Here is an 18,600-nt window from a genome sequence, read left to right as displayed (position 1 = left end):
TTGTAAGAAAAAACGGGGAAAAAGAGTCCGGTCCTTAACTTCTGCAGAACGCGATCGCTTTCGCGTTGCATACAAGATGTATGCGTACATACTTACCTCTTTATTTGTGCAAAAAAACGCCTGCGAATGAATCGCAGACGCTTTAAAAAAGTAAATTTTAAACTTCGTATCTTTTAAACGCAAGTGTCGCATTATGACCGCCAAAACCAAATGAATTGCTAAGTACCACATTAACTTCTTTTTTCAGTGCTTCATTCGGCACATAATTCAGATCACATGCCTCATCCGGCGTCTCATAGTTGATGGTCGGCGGAACAATTCCTTCTTCAATTGCTTTAATACAAAGAATTGCTTCAACACCGCCTGATGCGCCAAGCAAGTGACCAGTCATTGATTTCGTTGAACTGATTGCCAAATCATAGGCACCGTCTCCAAACACTGCCTTAACAGCTTTCGTTTCTGTGGAATCATTGGCTTCTGTACTCGTTCCATGTGCATTTACATAATCAACTTGATTCGATTTCACACCAGCATCATCGAGTGCCATTTGCATCGAACGGATTGCACCTTTTGCTTCAGGATCCGGACGTGTCACGTGAAAAGCATCGCTCGTGGCACCGTATCCTGCGATTTCGGCATAAATATGTGCGCCGCGCTTTTGAGCCGATTCCAAAGATTCAAGAAGCAGCACACCTGCTCCTTCGCCCATGACGAACCCGTCACGATTTTTATCAAACGGACGGCAAGCCGTCTTCGGATCTGGATTCGTAGAAAGTGCCCGCGCCGACGTAAACCCGGCAAAGGACATATTTGTAAGTGGTGCTTCACTTCCGCCGCAAAGAATTGCGTCGTTGTCTCCACGCTGTATAGCCTTATACGCGCTTCCGATTGAATCTGTTCCAGTAGCGCAAGCCGTTACCGTGCACGAGTTAATTCCTTTCGTTCCAAGTAAAATAGAAACTTGTCCGGACGCCATATCCGGAATCATCATCGGAACAAAAAACGGACTTACACGTCTGAAGCCTCTTTCCAAAGCGACGCGCAGTTCTTTTTCGTAAGTTTCCATTCCACCAATACCAGATCCAATCCAGACACCGGTACGTTCAGCATTCGTTTCATCTATTGTATAATTAGCATCTTCGACTGCCATTTTTGCTGCCGCTACGGCAAATTGCGCAAAACGGTCCATGCGAAGCGCTTCCTTGCGATCAACATATTTTTCAGGATCAAAATCTTTCACTTCACCGGCAACCTTGGCGCGAAAATCGTCAGGGTTTACACGTGTGACAATACCAATGCCCGATTTGCCGGCAATTGCATTTGCCCATGTTGTCGCAACATCGTTGCCAAGTGGCGTCACAGCTCCTAATCCGGTCACAACGACTCTTCTTTTCATTCAATTCTCTCCTTTTGATAGGATTGGAACCTTTTTATCATTAGGTAATCAATAAATGATAGCTATACGATATAATTATAAATTATTTGCCCCATTTAAGCGTGAGCGCGCCCCAGGTGAGCCCTCCACCGAAGCCTACCATCACAAGCACATCTCCGTCTTTAACTTTCCCCTCTTCAACAGCGTCGACTAACGCCAGAGGAATCGAAGAGGCAGATGTATTTCCGTACTTCTGAATCGTCTTAATCATTTTTTCTTCAGGTATTTCCAGTCTCTCACGCGAAGCTTCCATAATTCTTATATTCGCCTGATGAGGAATAAGATAATCAATATCTTCTTTTTTCAGACCAGCTTTCTCTACGACATGAACAGCCGATTCACCCATTTGACGAACTGCAAATTTAAAAACTTCCCGTCCGTTCATTTTAATGTATTTGCCGTCCTGATACAAATAAGAGCCGCCGCTTCCGTCGGCGCCTAATTCAAAGGACAGAATTCCATGACCTTCCGAAACATTGCCAAGAACTGCCGCCGCAGCTGCATCGCCAAAGAGAACAGCGGTACCGCGATCATCCCAATTTGTAATCTTTGACAGTTTTTCAACACCGACAACCAGAACATGGTGAAAAGTGTCGTTGTCAATAAACTGTTTTGCTGTAACCATTCCATAAATAAACCCGGAGCATGCGGCACTAATATCCATTGCAGGTATCCGCCTTGCTCCCAGTCGATCTTGAAGCATGCATGCAACAGAAGGAAAAGGATGATCAGGCGTAACCGTTGCAACGAGAATCAAATCAATGTCAGAAGCTGTCAAACCTGCGTTTTTGATCGCCTGCTCGGCAGCGGCAAATGCCATGTCCGAAGTGTCTGTTTCATCATTGGCGATTCTCCGCTCTTCAATTCCGGTTCTTGTCCGAATCCATTCATCTGAAGTATCCATGACTTTCTCTAAATCAGTGTTCGTAACCACACGTTCGGGAATAAACTTGCCCATTCCCAGTATTCCTGCGGACATCCGCAAATCCCCTCTCAGATCTTAACAGTATATATAATGACTTGGTAACAATATAATACACTAAAAATCATTTGTCCAACAAGCTTCCCGATAAAAGGACACCTGTCTCCGGTTAAATCATCACCTAAAGGCGAATGAATCACACATTCATCACTTAAAGGCATAAGATATGATAAAGACCAGATGTAAAGGAGGGAGACTCTTGATTCAACCTGCTCAAAATCCAAGAGACAGTCACTTTGACCCATTTACGTATCTCATGTTCGGTTCACAAATCCCGCCAGTGCAACAAACACAAACCTATCAACCGCCACAAGCATTCTATCAGAACAGCGGCTGGCAAGCAAGTGGAATGCAAGTACCGCCTGTACAGCCGGTGCAACCGACACAGCCTGCACAACCCGGATTCTTAAAACCGTTTCTCGGCCAAGACGGACATATTGATGTGAGCAAAATGGTAAATGGCGCCACCCAGCTGGTCAATGTCATTAATCAGACAGCACCGGCGATCAAACAATTGTCTCCGCTGCTCAATTTCTTTAAAAAGCCATGATTGAAAATGGCAATAGTAAAAGAACTGCAAGGGTGAACTCAGATCCACTCAGCAGTTCTTTTAATTCGATCAAAAGAAAAAGAAGTTTAATCAAGATTTTCTTTGCAGCCATTTCTCATAATTCCGCGGTAAAAGGCTCCTGAGTTTTTCATTTATCGCATCATTCGAATCAAGTCCTTTTTTAAAATGGACGACATCAAGTCCTTCATGTTCCTGCTCCATTAACCCGTTAATTAGTGCTGCTATGATTTCACCATCGCACTTGTCGGAAATTAAATTCAAATCCGTCCGTAAAATAATTGCCTCTTTCCTCTTACTTTCGTGCAAAAGATTAATGAAGAACAGTTCCATTTCATTGGCAGCTCTTCCGCGAACAGAAGTCGGACAGGCCGCTCTTCTTTTCCCGTTTTTATCAACATGCTGCCCGCATACCTCCAGGGAAGAGAGAAAAAGCACACGTTGACATTGCGGCGAATCAGTAAGTAGATGACCCATCTTTTTCTTCAATTCATCATTGCTTTCCTGTTTCATCCGGAAAGTGTCAGCAAGAATAAGATGCTTTGCTACTGAACGCGGCTTGTCTCGGTCATTATGAAAAAGTGCGTTGCGACCCAAAAAAAGCTCATTCTCTTCCTCACGATCTTTCTCTTCATCAGTAACTGCCGAACTAATTGAATAGACGACAACTCCCGCCTCAAGCAGTCTTTCAGTAAGAAGAAAACCAATAGACGAGAGTCCGCCAAACACCATTGCTTCTTCCATCATTTTCCCCCCTGCTCACGCAAGAAAATATATATATAAAACGGGTAAATGCTCAAGAGCTGCATCAACTAGCACGACTGCAGGAGTCTTGTGCACGTTTGCTTCACAACCTTTACTTGGGAATAATTATTTACTTTTGTACATAATACATGGCACTTTATCACCATTGTATTTTCATTCAAGTGTCCAGTACCACCTTAAACGGGTTGAATGGTTCTTTATTTGTTAGAAAACTTGATTTCATCAGATTTTTGAAAGCAAATTTTTAGTTGCACTTACATGAACTATTGCTGATCTGTACTATTTTTTTGATATGTATAAAGAAGATATGCCAAAAATGGTGTGATCATCACCTGCGGGGGCTTTTGGGTTCGAAACACAAAAAGCCGAGGCAGGATATACATCCTGCTCCGGCTGATACGTGGCAAATGGTTTACTCTGATAGTCCAAGTGCAATTCTAGCATACCGCGACATGCGCTCTTTCGTCCACGGTGGATCCCATACAAAATTCACTTCTACTTGATTTACTTCTTCGATCTCTCCAAGCGTACGCTTAACGTCATAGGAAAGGGACGCAGACAATGGGCAACCCATAAAGGTCAGCGTCATGGTCACAATTACATTGTTTTCTTCATCTATGTCGACGCCATACACGAGCCCCAGGTTGACGATATCCACACCGAGTTCAGGATCAATAACATCTTCCAGCGCTTCAAGTATGCGGTCTTTCAATTCCTCAGAAGAACTGTTCTCAGCCACTGCAAATACCTCCTTCCTCATTTGGGTTACGTTTAGTATAACCGAATATCTGGTCTATTTCATCTCTCAGACAGTCTCTTGTCCACAGCCTCAGTATTCTAACAATGCGCTCCATTCCATCATGATATATAATGAAGAAAACGACACAATAGAATCCGTTTATTAACAGAAAGGAAGATACAGATGAACTTTACGATGACTTCTACGCCAAACCCGAACGCATTAAAATTCACCGCTGAAGGACCTCTTTTTTCAAATCGAGTCGAAGTTTTCAAAGATGACCAAACAAATTCCCCATTTTTAACAAAATTGATTGAAATAGACGGCGTCATCAGCCTTTTCGGCTTTAATGACTTTGTAACCATCTGCAAATCTCCGGATGCCGCATGGGAAAATCTGCTTCCTCACGTCAAAGAAACGCTCGAAAAATTCTAATGACACCATTACCTCTTCTTAAGGTGGATACTTCTTTCAATGTACAGGTTGCCTTATGTTTGCTGTATTTTTCAGTAAAACAATGAACGAATCAACAAAAAAAGTCTGTGCTATAAATGCGCAGACTTTTTCATTAATAAATCAATTAATCAAAGGTAATAATATCAGATTCGTTAAGTGCGACGTAACCACTCTTTTTAAGTACAACATGCTTTGAAGGATCAAGGTTTGTAAAAATTACAGGACTGATCAGTGATGGAACTTTATCTTTAAGTGCAGGAAGGTCAAAAGACATCAGTTTCTGCCCTTTTACAACTGTATCGCCTTCCTGCACATAATTAACAAACCCATCACCATTCAGCTTGACCGTATCAATGCCGACGTGAATCAGGATCTCTAAACCATCGCTTCCCGTCAAACCAATCGCATGCTTTGTTGGGAACACACCGCTAACCTTTCCATCGACAGGAGAAACAACAACCCCTTCATCCGGATCAACAGCAAATCCGTCGCCCATCATTTTTTCAGAAAAAACCTTGTCCGGAACATCGGTAATCGGAAGCATTTTGCCTTTAATGGGTGCGCATACAGATTCCGCCCCGACAGATACAGTGGCTAAACCAGACTCTGTCGATGAACCGTCCGCTTCTTCCTTCGTAAGATCCGCAGAAGATTTGATCAAGTTCTTCATCGCATCAGCCACAAATTCTACATCCGTGCCTATGATAATCTGCAAGCTTTTCTTATTCAGCTTGACTACTCCGTGCGCACCATGATGCTTGATTGCAGCACTGTCCGCTGCCTCTGAGTTCGCGACGGTTAGTCGAAGGCGCGTGGTACAATGATCGACATTTGTAATATTCTCTTTACCACCGATATCCTCAATAAACCGAGCAGCCATCACTTCATATTTATCATTCGTATTGAGGGCAAGGGCCTGATCCGGATTTTCTTCGACGAGGTCATCATCCTCACGACCTGGTGTCTTCAGATCAAACCATTTGATGGCAAAGTAGAAAACAACGAAATAGATCACAGCAAAAATAACGCCGACAACCAGCAGCAACAGCGGCTTTTGGGCAATTCGATAATTAATTATATAGTCAATTGCTCCTGCTGAAAAACTGAACCCGTCATGGATGCCTAGAGCATAGGTGATCGCTAGTGATAGCGCGGTCAACAAAGCATGGATAACATAGAGTACGGGTGCGAGGAACATAAATGAAAATTCAATCGGTTCTGTAACACCAGTAACAAAGGAAGTAAGCGCAATACCTGCGAGCATCCCGGTGACCGCTTTACGTTTTTCTTTTTTTGCTGCAGCGATCATAGCAAAGCATGCAGCCGGCAGACCGAACATCATGATCGGGAAAAAACCGGAAAGAAGCAGGCCGGCATGCGGATCACCATTGAGAAAACGGGTGATTTCACCGTGGAAACCTTTATACGTACCAAACTCAAACCAAACAAGTGTATTAATGACATGGTGCAGTCCAAGCGGCAAGAGCAAGCGGTTTAAGAGACCATAAATAGCTGCACCAAATACACCTGCGTCATAAAGCCATGTCGCAAGTTGTGACATACCGTTCTGAACATAAGGCCAGACATAACCAAAGATAAAACCAAGAACCAGCATTGCTCCTGAAGTGACAATAGGAACAAATCGGCGGCCGCCAAAGAATGCAAGCCAATCAGGAAGTTTAATATTGTGATAACGATTATAGAGCATGCCTGCAATGATTCCGGCAATAATACCGCCAAGAACACCAAGGTTTATTGTCTTATTTAATGAAGTCGCACAGGCGCTGAGTACGAAAAAACCCATTGCTCCGGCAAGAGCAGCTGCTCCATTGTTATCCTTAGCAAATCCCACGGCAATACCAATTGCAAATATTAATGCAAGATTTGAAAACACCGCATTTCCTGCAGCTGCAATGAACGGTATATTGAGCAAGTCAGGCTGACCGAAACGCAATAATAAAGCTGCTGCGGGCAGCGCAGCGATTGGAAGCATGAGCGATTTGCCTATTCTTTGAAGAAAACCCAACATAATATCTCTCTCCCCTGTTATCAATAATAAAAAGATAAAGTCATAGACCACAAAATGATGGATCGCTTCTCACAAACAAATACTTGCCTCCTTTATCTCTGTCACATTTTATCTACTATTCTGTCATTTTTGCATAAAAGCAGTGGGTTGTCTAGACATTCAATCAAATTATTTGTCAGATTAATTTACTTGTTATGTAATTTAATTTCACATTTATTAAACAATATAGAACAGAAAAATGTCTGCACCAAATGCAAATTCGAATTCAGTATTGTTAACGAGGCAGGTAGCGGCTGTATAGCTCAATGGATTCTGATACATTAAATCCTCTTCGCTTACCTTTAACACTTCAAAAATTTCGTGTTTACTCGTATCTGGTAAATCCGACAAATGACTATCTAAGGATCGCTTAATCATAGGTTTTCTCTTTTCTATTCGTCTACAATCAGCAAACGTAAACATGAGGGCCTTATGTACCTTTTTTTCTCTTACTCTAATCGTGTATATTTACTTTCTATGAACATTCCACAGGTTTTCAGTGACGTTTGTCCTATTCATTACTAGGCATTTACTCCTGTTTTTACCAATTAATCGCGAATATTGTCAAATTATTTCGAATAAAGATGCTTAATCTATCAATCAATCTAGCGTATAATCAATTTTATTTAATAGAGAAAAGGGAGCATCGTTCATCATTATATAAAATCGATTACATGGGGAGATGATTTACCAATGTTAAAAAAATGGGGCAAACTATTCTTTACCGCTTTTCTATCATTGATGCTTGTATTCAGTTTACTTCCTTCTTTTGCAGCTGCAGCATCGAGTAAAGCAGATCAAGAACTGACATCTGTAAAACAAGGAACCGGACAATCCGTATTGGAAAATGCTGATTATTTCGGAGATCTTCCAAATGAAACGCCGGTTTCTGTAGATATTGTCTTAAAAACCGGAAATGAACGCCAGCTGCAATCCTATATAGAAAAAACAGTTGATCCTAGCAGCGCATTCTATCACAAGTACCTGAGTGTCCCTCAATTTAAAAAAGCATTTGGTGCACCTGATATCACTGTTAAAGCCCTCACTCAATATCTGAAAAAATACCATATTCATTCTAAAGTATACGATAATAACTTGATTGTCTCCGCAAGTGGGACAGCAGGAGATTTCAACAAAGCATTCAGCGTCACCATTCGAAAAGCAAAGTTCAGAGGCAAAAGCTTCCATGCTGCCAAAAAAGGACCAAAGCTGCCACGCTTTCTCGCGACTCATGTACTGGCGGTTCTTGGCTTAACCAACTATTCCGAACTGACACCTCGTGCAGTGAAACGGCCGCTTAAAATGACACCGAATTCAAGCGGCGGGCCGCTTAATCTTGATCCTTCCGATTTAATTAAGCAGTACAATGTCGGTCCATTATATGATCAAGGGGCCAACGGCAAGGGACAGACGATTGGCATCGTTACCTTAGCAGATTTTAACACTGAAGATGCCTATAGTTTCTGGAAGCAAGAAGGTATTGATGTTAAAGCAGACCGTATTCACAAAATTCTTGTCGATGGCGGATCCGATTGGAACGGATATGAGGAGACATCGCTCGACGTTGAGCAATCCGGGGCACTCGCACCGCAGGCGGACGTTAATGTCTACGTTGGACCGAATACAGATGCAGGCTTTGTAAACGCATTTGCTACGGCGATTAACGAAAATAAAGCCTCTCAAATCTCTGTAAGCTGGGGACTCAGTGAATCAGCCATCAGCGCCGCGATTAAAGACCAAACGGAAGATCCGGCTTACGCACTTGTCTTTAATCAGTTATTTGAACAAGCAGCAGCACAAGGTATCTCGATGTTTGCTTCCGCCGGTGACGCCGGTGCATATGATGCAAGCCGCGATATGGGCACCTACAACTTAGCTGTTGACAATCCTGCCGACAGTCCTTATATTACCGCTGCCGGCGGAACAACATTGCCATGGTCCTACACAACGAAAACGGGTGTGCAGCTTAATGTATCGTCTGAACGTGCCTGGGGCTGGAATTACCTTTATCCATACTTTGATTCACTCGGACTCAGTACACCGGAAGGATGGGCAAACTATTACTTTGTCGGCGGAGGCGGAGGATTCAGCCAGCTATTCCGAACTCCTGATTATCAAAAAGGAGTTTCCGGTGTGAATCGATTTACAGCCGTTCAGCAATGGCAGCCAAGTACTGATTTTGGTTCAGTCACTCCGCTCAGTGATCCAAAAATCGTTTCAGGAACGTCAAGCGGTCGAAACATGCCAGATGTGTCGCTTAATGCAGATCCATATACAGGTTATAAAGTGTTTCTCTCCGATCCTAATGCGCCAGGCAGTAATTCCGGTTTTAGCACATTTGGCGGAACAAGTGTCGTATCCCCTCAACTTGCCGGCCTGACTGCATTAATGAACAGCAATCAAAAAGGTCGCATCGGATTTTGGAACAGCCAAATCTACCGATTCGCAAAGCAAAAGAGTTCTCCGTTCCATCCGCTGAATGCGACGGGAACGGAAAATACCAATCTCTATTACACCGGTACGAAAGGAACCATTTATAACCAGAGTACCGGACTCGGAACAATTGATGTCGCTTCACTTGCGAAACATTTTAAATATCCTTATACGCGCTAATCCAATTTTCAAATGATTGCGGAAAAAACGACTCCACCGTTAACACTTGGTGGAGTCGTTTTTTCTTTACACAGCATCGAAAACAACAATTCTGTTATTGATCAAGAATATTCACATTGTATGTTTTAAGCCATTCGTTCATTTGCGCCATATGGGCAATCAGCTGAGGACCGGACATCAGCTGACCGAACCATGGTGTTTTAAATGAATCGCCTTTCGTATCAATGAGCGCCTGCAATTTCTGTTTGTCTACCAATTCAAGTAATGGCGAACTTGGCGTATTAATAACTTTTTGCAGCCATGCCGAGACAGCTTCCGTATACTTTGGATGATACGTTTTTGGATACGGGCTCTTCTTACGATAAAGCACATCATCGGGCAGATAGCCTTTGAGTGCCGCTCGCAAAATACCTTTCTCATGACCGTCCAGCATTTTCATCGCCCACGGAACATTCCACATATATTGTACGATACGATGATCGGCAAATGGCACACGTACCTCAAGGCTGGCACCCATACTCATACGGTCTTTTCGATCAAGCAATGCAGTCATAAACCAGTTCATGTTAAGATAGAACAATTCGCGCCGTTTTGCATCGATTACCGATTCACCCTCGAGCTTAGGTGTTTCGGCAATCGTTTCATTAAATCGTGCCATTTCGTATTCTTTTAGATTTAATTTACTTCCCCATTTGTCATTGAGCAAATCCTGTCGCGCACCGATTGAACGCATCCATGGGAAGCCTTCCTTAGCTGATGTTTCCGGGCTGTGAAACCAAGGATAGCCTCCGAAGATTTCATCGGCGCACTCACCGGAAAGTGCGACAGTAAATTCTTTGCGAATTCCTTCGCAGAGCCAGAGAAGTGAAGAATCGACATCAGCATAACCAGGCATATCGCGAACGACAATCGCTTTTTTTAGATAAGAAACAAGGTGTTCATTATCAATGATAAGATTATGATGTACCGTACCAAGATATTTGGAGACCTCTTCAATAAAAGGCGCGTCACTGTTTGGCTGAAATTTACTTGTTTTAAAGTAGTGATCATTGCCAACATAATCAATTGAAAAAGTGTGAAGCGGCGGACGTTTCTGTTCTTTAAAATATTCGGAAGCAATGGCCGAAATACCGCTGGAATCCAGCCCACCAGACAGAAAGGTTGCCACCGGAACATCCGCATAAAGCTGACGTTTAACCGCGTCAGTAACAAGATAACGCAGGTTGGCAATCGTATCCTCCAAACTGTCAGTGTGAACATGACTCTCCACATTCCAGTAGCGCCAAATCTTCATACCGTCTTTTGTATACGTGAATGCATGAGCCGGGCGCAGATCGTCCATTCCTGCATAGACACCATGCCCCGGTGTTCGCGAAGGACCGAGTCCGAATACTTCATAGAGCCCCTCGCGATCAATTTCCGGACGTACATCGGGATGTGCCAGAATCGCTTTCAATTCAGAACCAAACAGCAGCCTGCCTCCCGATTTCTTATAGAAAAAAGGTTTAACACCCATGCGGTCGCGTGCGCCGAACAAGGACTCTTTGGCGGCATCCCAAATAGCAAAGGCAAAAATACCATTAAAATGATCGACGCAGTTTTCCCGCCATTCAATGTAAGCGGTCAGCAGCACCTCAGTATCCGAATGTCCTTGAAAGGTGTACCCTTTTTTTAATAAATCCGAACGTATTTCTTCAGTATTGTACAATTCACCGTTATAAACGAGCACATACTCGTTATGATTCACCGTTTTTTTCATTGGCTGACAACCGCCTTCCGGATCGACGACAACCAGACGCGCGTGTCCAAGCGCTGCATGCTCCGACAGCCATGTATTCAAATCGTCTGGCCCACGATGATCCATCGTCTCAGCCATTCGTTTCATTGTCTTTCCCTCGCCGCGTAAATCCTGCCGCCAGTCAATCCAGCCTGTGATTCCGCACATTTTTCATGTCATCCTTTCTTGCCGCCATTGGGCATTAACCTCAACACATCTTATGCAGAACTGCTGGGCACGTGAGAAATGATGCCATTCAGGTATTATCTGACGCCTATCTGACCAGTCAATAAACGATAGAATCATTCAATTTTTAATCAGACGGACGAAAAATGCGATTTTCATTGAAAAATATAATGAACGAAATGAAAAGGCAGAGGAATAACGGATGACCAAAATCATTAAATTAATCGTCTCTTCTTCACTGATCATCGGTATTGCTTTTGTGCTCCTCTATATCATTTCAAGCATGTATAGTCCTCAAGCAGATCATGTACCGCTTCTTAATGACCAGCGAGTCATCAGCCCTGAGGTTGAACATTATCGCCCGATTATTGCTCAAACAGCCAAAGCGAATGGTGTCGGACAATATACAGATATCATTATGGCGATTGCCATGCAGGAGTCAAAAGGAAAAGCTGCTGACGTGATGCAAGCCTCTGAAAGCTTGGGGCTGCCCAGGAATGCCATAAATTCCCCGCAAAAAAGCATTCAGGCAGGAACGCACTATTTTAAAAAAGCATTGACACGATCAAACGGGAATCTTGAGCTTGCTCTCCAAAGCTATAATTTCGGCCTTGGCTTCGTCGATTATGTTGAGGCACACGGCGGTAAATACACGCCAAAACTTGCTCGCCAATTTTCAGAAGAGAAGTCTAAAGAACTCAACTGGAGCAGCTACGGCGATCCTAAATATGTCGAACACGTCATGCGTTACTACACCAATGAAAAACAAAAACGCGCATTAACGAAAAAAAAGGATTAAAAGAATCCCGCGAGTTGGCATTCATCTCGCGGGATTTCTCTATTGGTTTAACGAGTATGTGCGGATTCTGAAAAATGTTCTTCCTTCGTCAGTCGACCGTTCTGAAGCCAGTAAATTTTGCTAAAACATTTGGTCAAAAAATAACGATCATGGCTCACTGCAAGTACTGTTCCCGTAAAATGGTTCACAGCTTCTTCCAAAACTTCGCGCGATTCAATATCTAAATGGTTTGTTGGCTCGTCAAGTACGAGCACATTGATCTTCTTCATCATCAAGTCAGCCAGGCGAATGCGTACACGTTCACCGCCGCTCAGTGAACCGATCTTGCGGAATACATCCGAACCGTAAAACATAAACTTTGCAAGTTCGTGTCTCGCCTCCCCTTCGGTCAAACGGGCATGCTCGCGAAAGACATCGATCACACGCCGCTCCTTTTCTGTTTCCTGCTCAAACACATGCTGTGACAATAGCCCAATATTTAAGTTGGTTCCTTGATGAATATTTCCGTGGCTTGGCCTTAATTTTCCAAGTAAACAGTTTAATAAGGTGGTTTTCCCGGCTCCATTTGGTCCAGCGATCGCTACTCGGTCTTGATAACGAATATCCATGCTTACATGTTCAAATAAAGGGTTATGATTAAAACCTGCGGACAGATCAAGACAGCTGAGCACGCGATTTCCAGTGCGGCTGCCACGTGCGAAATCGAGCGCCATTTTATCAGTCTCCATTTTTGGACGCTTCAGCCGGTCAATTCTGTCCAGCGCCTTTTCCATGCTCTTTGCTCGTCGATGCAAGGCAGCATTTGGCGGCTTTGCCTGATTTGCCCATTCTTTCAGACGCTTGATAGCCTCCTTCATTTTTTTGATTTTCTTCTGTTGATCTTCATAAGCAGCAAATTCATTCAGCAGTCTTTCTTGTTTTTCCTTAACAAAATAAGAGTAATTTCCATTGTAAGCAACCATTTCGCCCTCATCAAGTTCCAGAACCTTAGTTACCGTACGATCCAGAAAAAAACGGTCATGCGAGACAAGTAAAATGGTTCCTTTGTATTGCTTGATGTACTGCTCCAGCCATTCTAAAGCAAGAATATCCAGATGGTTCGTCGGTTCGTCAAGTAAAAGCAGATCGGGTTCAGATAAGAGCTGAAGCGCAAGCCCGACTTTTGTTCGCTCACCACCGCTCAGCGAGGCAAATGAGCGTCCCAACAGCCACTTAATTTCAAGGCCCTCGGCGACTTGGTCAATTTTGTAATCCATCTCATAGCCGCCCATTTCCTGAAACTGTTCTTGAACACGTGCATATTCAGTCAGCAGCTTTTCAAGCCGTCCTTCGATCGTACCCGCCAATTCCCTTTCCAGCGCTCTCATCTTTTTCTCAACCTTTATGCATTCCGCGAAAGCATGCATCAGTACTTCGCGCGCCGTACTTTCCTGCCCGTCCGGAAGCTGGCGCAAATAACCGATTGATGCCCCATTTTTTATCGCAATAGCGCCTTGATCCGGGGTATCAATTCGTGCGAGTAAATTGAACAAAGTCGTTTTCCCGCTTCCGTTCGGTCCGACAACCGCAACTTTTTCATTATCCAGCACTGAAAAACTGACATCCCGCAATATTTCATTTCCCGCTATATTTTTTCGTACATGATCTGCTTGACATATCATCATTTTCTCGTCACTTCCTTATTTTTTGCATGCAAAAAAATCCACGGGCGCTCATTTACCCATGGATGATTTTGATCTTGATTCAATTAAAAAAACAATTGAGTTCCGCTTCAGTGGGTCACGCGTCCATTCACAAAGCTATGCTGTTTTTTAAAAAAGGGCAGACTGATCCCTTGAAGAAAAATGCAGCAAAAATCGCGCGAACTGTGTACAAGAATGATTCCAATGTTGCGCGATACTTCGTGAATAGTGACAATAGACCCACCTCCTTTTCTGCTTTACACAAAGTTTATCAGATCGATCGGTTAAGCGCAATAACCTAGTCAATTCCTTTTTCAAAGCTGTTTTTCATTCCGCGATCATAGAAGGAGTTCGGCCACTTGAGCACTTCTTCACGGATATCCTCGCTTATTTCATTCATTGTTTGCCTCAAGCTCAGTGATCTCTTTGTTGCTTAATCCTGTCCACTCACTGATTTGCCCATGACTTATTCCATTTTGCAGCAACTTTCGCGCGAACTGCTTTTTGGCATTTAATTCACCTTTTTCAATTCCTTTTTTAATTCCTCTTTCCATGCCGTCCTCCACTCCGCGATCATAAAAGGAGTTCGGCCACTTGAGCACTTCTTCACGGATTTCCTCCGGGAGTTTTTTCGCTTGATCCATCAATTGATTCACCTCTTTCTCGTTTAATTGAAGATAGGTTTCAAAAAATCCATTGATCATGCTTTCACGCGCTTCTCCAAGATGCATGCCGATCATCTGCCTGATAAAGGCGAGCCGAACCTGCACACGTTCCTTTTTTGAGTAGTTCATCCTGCTCATGAGCGCGGCTGCAACCGGATTATTGCTGCGCATAAATTTTCGCCAATTCATTTGGGCAAGCTCAAGCTTCAAAAAATGGAATTCACTGATAATCATAAAATGAGGTACTTCTACCACAAATTCATCCGGTTCATCTCTTACTCCATCATAACTGAAAATGGCAATCGGTAAAACAGGTTTTCGAAATTTCAGATAGATCATGATGTAGTAGAGATACATCCGTTCAGAAAAATCATCTTGATAATAGTTTTGCGCCTCGATATGGACAATCAGGATTACATCTTTTTTGGATTTAAGCTTCGTTTCCGCAATGATGTCCGCCCTCTTCTTGTCGCCCTCGATTAGATCCGGAAACAGCTCCTCCGAAAGGAATGTTTTCTCAGACAGATCAAGCATGTGATAAATCTTTGGGAAAAAGGCTTCGAGAAACTCATCAAAAAATTCGTGAAGCAACACTTTGAAGCGCCGATCGTGGTCTGTAGGCATATGAGGCCTCCTTACGCGGTATGGTTGTCGTTGTGCAAGAGGGATTAGGAAGAAAATTTGGAGATAACAGAGAACAAGTGATCGTATACATAAAGGATAACCGAATCCGATTCATAATGTCTAGATAATTCACCAGAGTTTAATCCACACAGTATTAAAGCGCAGATTGGGAATTTTGCATCCCATCTACGCTTTTTTGTGCATTTACTGTATTAGTTCACATCAAAACTGACATGCCAATTGGCTCACATGACAGCCCATTCTTGGTCACAGATTGGTTCACACTTTCCGATTTTAATACAGCAGCGGAAGATTCACCAACATAAAAAAGAAACGGATTTCTTCGCCACTTCATTCACGCATTTTCCCATCATGCATCCTTCTTACGCACAAACAACCCGAAAACATCCGTCGTCTCGACAATATTGGTAAATGCGCGCGGATCGACTTCTTTGATGATCTGCTTCAACCGATACAGTTCATAACGAGTGAAAACAATCATCAGCAAGTCCTTATCCTTGTTCGTATAGCCGCCCTTTGCCGATATTTTCGTAATCCCCCGGTACATTTGAACGGAAATCGCTTTTTGAAGTTCGCTCGCCTTATCGGTGACAACCCAGGCAGTTAGTTTCACATAACTTGTGTGAATGGCATCGACAACACGAATGCTGACGTAGAGTTGAAGAAGCGTATACAACGCACGCCGCCAACCAAACAGAAAACCGGCGGAAAGAATAATTACTCCATTAAGTGCGAACATGTAAAAGCCGATCGGTCGATCCTTGACTCGCGTCAAAATCATGGCGATGATATCCATTCCTCCGCAGGATGCACCGAATTTCAGTGTAATCCCCGAACCGATCGCCTGCACCACTCCTCCAAAGACCGCATTCAGTAAGATATCATTGGTCAGTGGATGAAGCGGGATAACCGCCATAAAAAATGTTGTTAAAGCCACACTGATTGTACTATATAAAGTAAAACGGCGCCCGACTTTAATCCAGCCGGCATAGATAACCGGGATGTTCATCAAGAGAAGCAAAATCCCAGTACTGATATGAAAAGAGGTCGGCTCCAGCATTGAATTAACGAGCTGAGCAATACCAGTAATTCCTCCGGCCAGAACCTTTGCAGGTATGAGAAATAGGTTTAGGGCAGCCGCATTCAGCAGCGCGCCCGTAATAACGACCAATAATACTTTAAATTCTTGATAGAGTGATACTTTCATATCGCCGTTCCTTTCAGAATGGCAGCTCATATTCATCTCGTTCACAAGACAAAGCTGCCGATTCACCATGTATTATTAACAAATTAACACATGGACAGCCAATGCTCAAACCTTTTTATGAATCATTTTTGTAAAATCTGCACAAACTAAGCAAAACTTAATTTGGAGGCTCATTTATGAAACTGACACGTTTGCTTATTCTGCCTATTCTGATGCTTACTATGATCATCCCACAAGCAGGACATGCCGCATCCGGACATAATCCTATGGGTATGCCAGGCCATGATTTTAGGCATCAGTGGCTCTCGCAGATTATCGATCAATATGCACCTGCTGACCTTAAACAGACAATGAAAAAAGATATGGAGACACATCATCATCTGATGAGCGAATGGCGTCAAAGTGCAAATTTCAAAAAAGGTAACCGAGACTGCCAGAATACTTGTGAAAAGCAGGCAAAAAAGATCCAAGCCATAAAAAAAGATCAGGCACAAGGAAAAATTTCAGCTGAGGATGCCCATCAAAAAATAGCACAGTTGTTCCACCATGCTAAATTTGGCGGTCACCATCAAGCATTCGGCCAGTTAAAAACCGCAGTCAAACAAAATGATCGGACAGCAATTATCAAAGCTTTAGAACAGATTGATCAACACATTCAGCAATCCAATAACCGACTAGTCAAAAAGCTTGGCAAAACCGGATGATCGTGTAGATAATAAATGCCATTAGATTGAGTCTTAAGCATCGCAAATTCATTAATTGAGTTTGCAATGCTTTTTGTTTACCGTTTGCCCAGCCCACTAATGGAATAATGCTTTTTCACCGAGGGAAGCACGGTCACCGCTTGGATGGCAAGCCCAAGAAAGATGTAGAAGACATGGATAAACACAATGTCGTGCATAAGATAGGCCTCAATCGTTATCCATCCGATCAGGAGGAACCCAATGTAAAGTGAATGGTTCCACGCACCGGAAGCTGAAGAATCAAATCGGATACGTTCTCCAATAAGCATCGGTTTTTCAAAGATCAGCAGGAATGCGATATAGATCGGATAGAGACCGAGAACAGAAAACAGGATGATACCCGGAATCAGAAATGAATCGAAAGCCGTGTATTTCAGCAACTCAAGCGGCATATGCAGCAGTGTTCCATCTGGCGATAGAATTAATGCACCACCGCCAAAAACTGCACCGACACCAAGAAAGAAATGCAAGATGATCAAAATGAAGCAAGAAATTGTCTTTCCATTGTTCGTTTCGGTCATGATAAATCCTCCAATGAATTAATTTTTAGTCGTACATTTCAAGTCCAGCAAATAAATAGTCGGCGCTTGCCATCATCACGGCTGCGAGTTCAGCTCGTTCTGTGTCCGATGTGCAGTGCGCGTATTGCATACTGAGCATAAGCTGCTCATTGTTGAAAAGCGTTGCAATGAGTTCTTTCCTGCATTTCTTGATTTTCTTTCTCTGCTCCATAATTGTTAAAACTGAAACGTAATAGGCGATATTTTCTTGAATGAGCTCCTTCTTAAATACCTCCCCGGCTGTTTCATTATAAAAATGTTCGGAAAAAATGATTCTTGCCATCTGAGTCCAAGTTTTATTGATCTTCTCGCCATATGCCCTAATTAAGGATTGAAAGAGTTCAACTGCGTTCATTTGATCGAGCATCTGATCAATTTGCGATAAAGGTGGCCGGGACACATCCAGTGTTTGAGCAAATGTTTCACAAATATCATCCATGATTGCCTTTTTTCCGTTGTAATGATTATAGATCGAGCTTCCTTTGATTCCGACTTTTTGCGCGATATCTCGCATGGATACCCCATTGAATCCGCTCATCGAAAAAAGCTCCAGCGCACAAGCAAATATCTTCTGTTTTGTTAACATATCCATCACCTAACGATCGTTCGTTACCTTCATTATATCTGTTTATTCGTCTTTCGGTCAATTCTGATTTGAAAGATTTACATTCATTTAAAATTTGACAAATAAAAAACCGTCCGTTCGCTAT

The 18,600-nt window shown here is 43.0% G+C and carries 18 protein-coding genes; 5 read left to right on the top strand and 13 right to left on the bottom strand.

From position 1 onward, the window contains the following. Window positions 1-157: 157 nt before the first annotated feature. A complete protein-coding gene (fabF, locus tag NOM01_RS05500) occupies window positions 158-1,396 on the bottom strand; it encodes a beta-ketoacyl-ACP synthase II (RefSeq protein ID WP_255747074.1) in 1,239 nt (412 codons plus the stop codon). An 82-nt stretch (window positions 1,397-1,478) separates the two neighbouring features. Next, the gene (locus tag NOM01_RS05495; RefSeq protein WP_255747072.1) at window positions 1,479-2,414 is read right to left on the bottom strand and encodes a beta-ketoacyl-ACP synthase III; all 936 of its coding nucleotides are present in this window, start codon (window positions 2,412-2,414) and stop codon (window positions 1,479-1,481) included. 202 nt (window positions 2,415-2,616) lie between these two features. Here NOM01_RS05495 and NOM01_RS05490 point away from each other — a divergent pair, with 202 nt between their 5' ends. After that, entirely contained in the window at window positions 2,617-2,967 is a 351-nt protein-coding gene (locus tag NOM01_RS05490) for a YppG family protein (RefSeq protein ID WP_255747070.1), read from the top strand. Between the two features lie 90 nt (window positions 2,968-3,057). Here NOM01_RS05490 and NOM01_RS05485 read toward each other — a convergent pair whose 3' ends face one another. Both NOM01_RS05485 and NOM01_RS05480 read right to left on the bottom strand, forming a co-directional pair. Beyond that, a complete protein-coding gene (locus NOM01_RS05485; RefSeq protein WP_255747069.1) occupies window positions 3,058-3,729 on the bottom strand; it encodes a hypothetical protein in 672 nt (223 codons plus the stop codon). A 433-nt stretch (window positions 3,730-4,162) separates the two neighbouring features. Further along, window positions 4,163-4,489, bottom strand: a complete 327-nt coding sequence (locus tag NOM01_RS05480; RefSeq protein WP_370645942.1) for a metal-sulfur cluster assembly factor — start codon at window positions 4,487-4,489, stop codon at window positions 4,163-4,165. Window positions 4,490-4,672: 183 nt separating this feature from the next. On the opposite strand from NOM01_RS05480, the gene NOM01_RS05475 reads away from it, so the two are divergent. Further along, the gene (locus NOM01_RS05475) at window positions 4,673-4,924 is read left to right on the top strand and encodes a NifU N-terminal domain-containing protein (protein WP_255747067.1); all 252 of its coding nucleotides are present in this window, start codon (window positions 4,673-4,675) and stop codon (window positions 4,922-4,924) included. Between the two features lie 145 nt (window positions 4,925-5,069). On the opposite strand, the gene nagE is transcribed toward NOM01_RS05475, so the two are convergent. Both nagE and NOM01_RS05465 read right to left on the bottom strand, forming a co-directional pair. Further along, the gene (gene nagE / locus NOM01_RS05470; RefSeq protein WP_255747065.1) at window positions 5,070-6,974 is read right to left on the bottom strand and encodes an N-acetylglucosamine-specific PTS transporter subunit IIBC; all 1,905 of its coding nucleotides are present in this window, start codon (window positions 6,972-6,974) and stop codon (window positions 5,070-5,072) included. 216 nt (window positions 6,975-7,190) lie between these two features. Further along, window positions 7,191-7,391, bottom strand: coding sequence for a hypothetical protein (locus NOM01_RS05465; RefSeq protein WP_255747064.1), 201 nt, complete (start codon window positions 7,389-7,391; stop codon window positions 7,191-7,193). Between the two features lie 315 nt (window positions 7,392-7,706). On the opposite strand from NOM01_RS05465, the gene NOM01_RS05460 reads away from it, so the two are divergent. Beyond that, window positions 7,707-9,626 (top strand): S53 family peptidase, encoded by a 1,920-nt coding sequence (locus NOM01_RS05460; RefSeq protein WP_255747063.1) that lies wholly within the window; start codon window positions 7,707-7,709, stop codon window positions 9,624-9,626. Between the two features lie 94 nt (window positions 9,627-9,720). On the opposite strand, the gene asnB is transcribed toward NOM01_RS05460, so the two are convergent. Next, window positions 9,721-11,571, bottom strand: a complete 1,851-nt coding sequence (gene asnB, locus NOM01_RS05455; RefSeq protein WP_255747062.1) for an asparagine synthase (glutamine-hydrolyzing) — start codon at window positions 11,569-11,571, stop codon at window positions 9,721-9,723. Window positions 11,572-11,791: 220 nt separating this feature from the next. On the opposite strand from asnB, the gene NOM01_RS05450 reads away from it, so the two are divergent. Then, window positions 11,792-12,388, top strand: coding sequence for a lysozyme family protein (locus NOM01_RS05450; RefSeq protein WP_255747061.1), 597 nt, complete (start codon window positions 11,792-11,794; stop codon window positions 12,386-12,388). Window positions 12,389-12,435: 47 nt separating this feature from the next. Here NOM01_RS05450 and abc-f read toward each other — a convergent pair whose 3' ends face one another. The 4 genes from abc-f to NOM01_RS05435 form a co-directional block, all read right to left on the bottom strand. After that, complete coding sequence (gene abc-f / locus NOM01_RS05445; RefSeq protein WP_255747059.1) at window positions 12,436-14,052, bottom strand: ribosomal protection-like ABC-F family protein; 1,617 nt, start codon at window positions 14,050-14,052, stop codon at window positions 12,436-12,438. Window positions 14,053-14,179: 127 nt separating this feature from the next. Continuing rightward, complete coding sequence (locus tag NOM01_RS17195; protein WP_370645941.1) at window positions 14,180-14,314, bottom strand: RAxF-45 family protein; 135 nt, start codon at window positions 14,312-14,314, stop codon at window positions 14,180-14,182. Between the two features lie 148 nt (window positions 14,315-14,462). Beyond that, window positions 14,463-15,359, bottom strand: a complete 897-nt coding sequence (locus NOM01_RS05440) for an RpnC/YadD family protein (protein WP_255747057.1) — start codon at window positions 15,357-15,359, stop codon at window positions 14,463-14,465. A gap of 370 nt (window positions 15,360-15,729) precedes the next feature. Next, entirely contained in the window at window positions 15,730-16,587 is an 858-nt protein-coding gene (locus tag NOM01_RS05435) for a YitT family protein (protein WP_255747056.1), read from the bottom strand. Between the two features lie 176 nt (window positions 16,588-16,763). Here NOM01_RS05435 and NOM01_RS05430 point away from each other — a divergent pair, with 176 nt between their 5' ends. After that, complete coding sequence (locus tag NOM01_RS05430) at window positions 16,764-17,291, top strand: hypothetical protein (protein WP_255747055.1); 528 nt, start codon at window positions 16,764-16,766, stop codon at window positions 17,289-17,291. A gap of 77 nt (window positions 17,292-17,368) precedes the next feature. On the opposite strand, the gene NOM01_RS05425 is transcribed toward NOM01_RS05430, so the two are convergent. Then, window positions 17,369-17,851: a hypothetical protein gene (locus NOM01_RS05425; RefSeq protein ID WP_255747053.1), complete on the bottom strand. Its 483-nt coding sequence runs from the start codon at window positions 17,849-17,851 to the stop codon at window positions 17,369-17,371. 25 nt (window positions 17,852-17,876) lie between these two features. Then, the gene (locus NOM01_RS05420; protein WP_255747051.1) at window positions 17,877-18,476 is read right to left on the bottom strand and encodes a TetR/AcrR family transcriptional regulator; all 600 of its coding nucleotides are present in this window, start codon (window positions 18,474-18,476) and stop codon (window positions 17,877-17,879) included. Window positions 18,477-18,600: the final 124 nt, after the last annotated feature.

Source organism: Sporolactobacillus sp. STSJ-5 (assembly GCF_024385605.1).
Classification (GTDB): Bacteria; Bacillota; Bacilli; order Bacillales; family Sporolactobacillaceae; genus Sporolactobacillus.
This window is presented reverse-complemented; position numbering and strand designations above follow the sequence as displayed.

Excerpts from the sequence above, each read along its gene's own strand:
- NOM01_RS05440 (WP_255747057.1), bottom strand. The coding sequence starts at position 15,359 with ATGCCTACAGACCACGATCGGCGCTTCAAAGTGTTGCTTCACGAATTT.
- NOM01_RS05475 (WP_255747067.1), top strand. The coding sequence starts at position 4,673 with ATGAACTTTACGATGACTTCTACGCCAAACCCGAACGCATTAAAATTC.
- abc-f (WP_255747059.1), bottom strand. The coding sequence starts at position 14,052 with ATGATGATATGTCAAGCAGATCATGTACGAAAAAATATAGCGGGAAAT.
- asnB (WP_255747062.1), bottom strand. The coding sequence starts at position 11,571 with ATGTGCGGAATCACAGGCTGGATTGACTGGCGGCAGGATTTACGCGGC.
- NOM01_RS05465 (WP_255747064.1), bottom strand. The coding sequence starts at position 7,391 with ATGATTAAGCGATCCTTAGATAGTCATTTGTCGGATTTACCAGATACG.
- NOM01_RS05435 (WP_255747056.1), bottom strand. The coding sequence starts at position 16,587 with ATGAAAGTATCACTCTATCAAGAATTTAAAGTATTATTGGTCGTTATT.
- nagE (WP_255747065.1), bottom strand. The coding sequence starts at position 6,974 with ATGTTGGGTTTTCTTCAAAGAATAGGCAAATCGCTCATGCTTCCAATC.
- NOM01_RS05450 (WP_255747061.1), top strand. The coding sequence starts at position 11,792 with ATGACCAAAATCATTAAATTAATCGTCTCTTCTTCACTGATCATCGGT.
- NOM01_RS05420 (WP_255747051.1), bottom strand. The coding sequence starts at position 18,476 with ATGTTAACAAAACAGAAGATATTTGCTTGTGCGCTGGAGCTTTTTTCG.
- NOM01_RS05425 (WP_255747053.1), bottom strand. The coding sequence starts at position 17,851 with ATGACCGAAACGAACAATGGAAAGACAATTTCTTGCTTCATTTTGATC.
- fabF (WP_255747074.1), bottom strand. The coding sequence starts at position 1,396 with ATGAAAAGAAGAGTCGTTGTGACCGGATTAGGAGCTGTGACGCCACTT.
- NOM01_RS05430 (WP_255747055.1), top strand. The coding sequence starts at position 16,764 with ATGAAACTGACACGTTTGCTTATTCTGCCTATTCTGATGCTTACTATG.
- NOM01_RS05485 (WP_255747069.1), bottom strand. The coding sequence starts at position 3,729 with ATGGAAGAAGCAATGGTGTTTGGCGGACTCTCGTCTATTGGTTTTCTT.
- NOM01_RS05495 (WP_255747072.1), bottom strand. The coding sequence starts at position 2,414 with ATGTCCGCAGGAATACTGGGAATGGGCAAGTTTATTCCCGAACGTGTG.
- NOM01_RS05460 (WP_255747063.1), top strand. The coding sequence starts at position 7,707 with ATGTTAAAAAAATGGGGCAAACTATTCTTTACCGCTTTTCTATCATTG.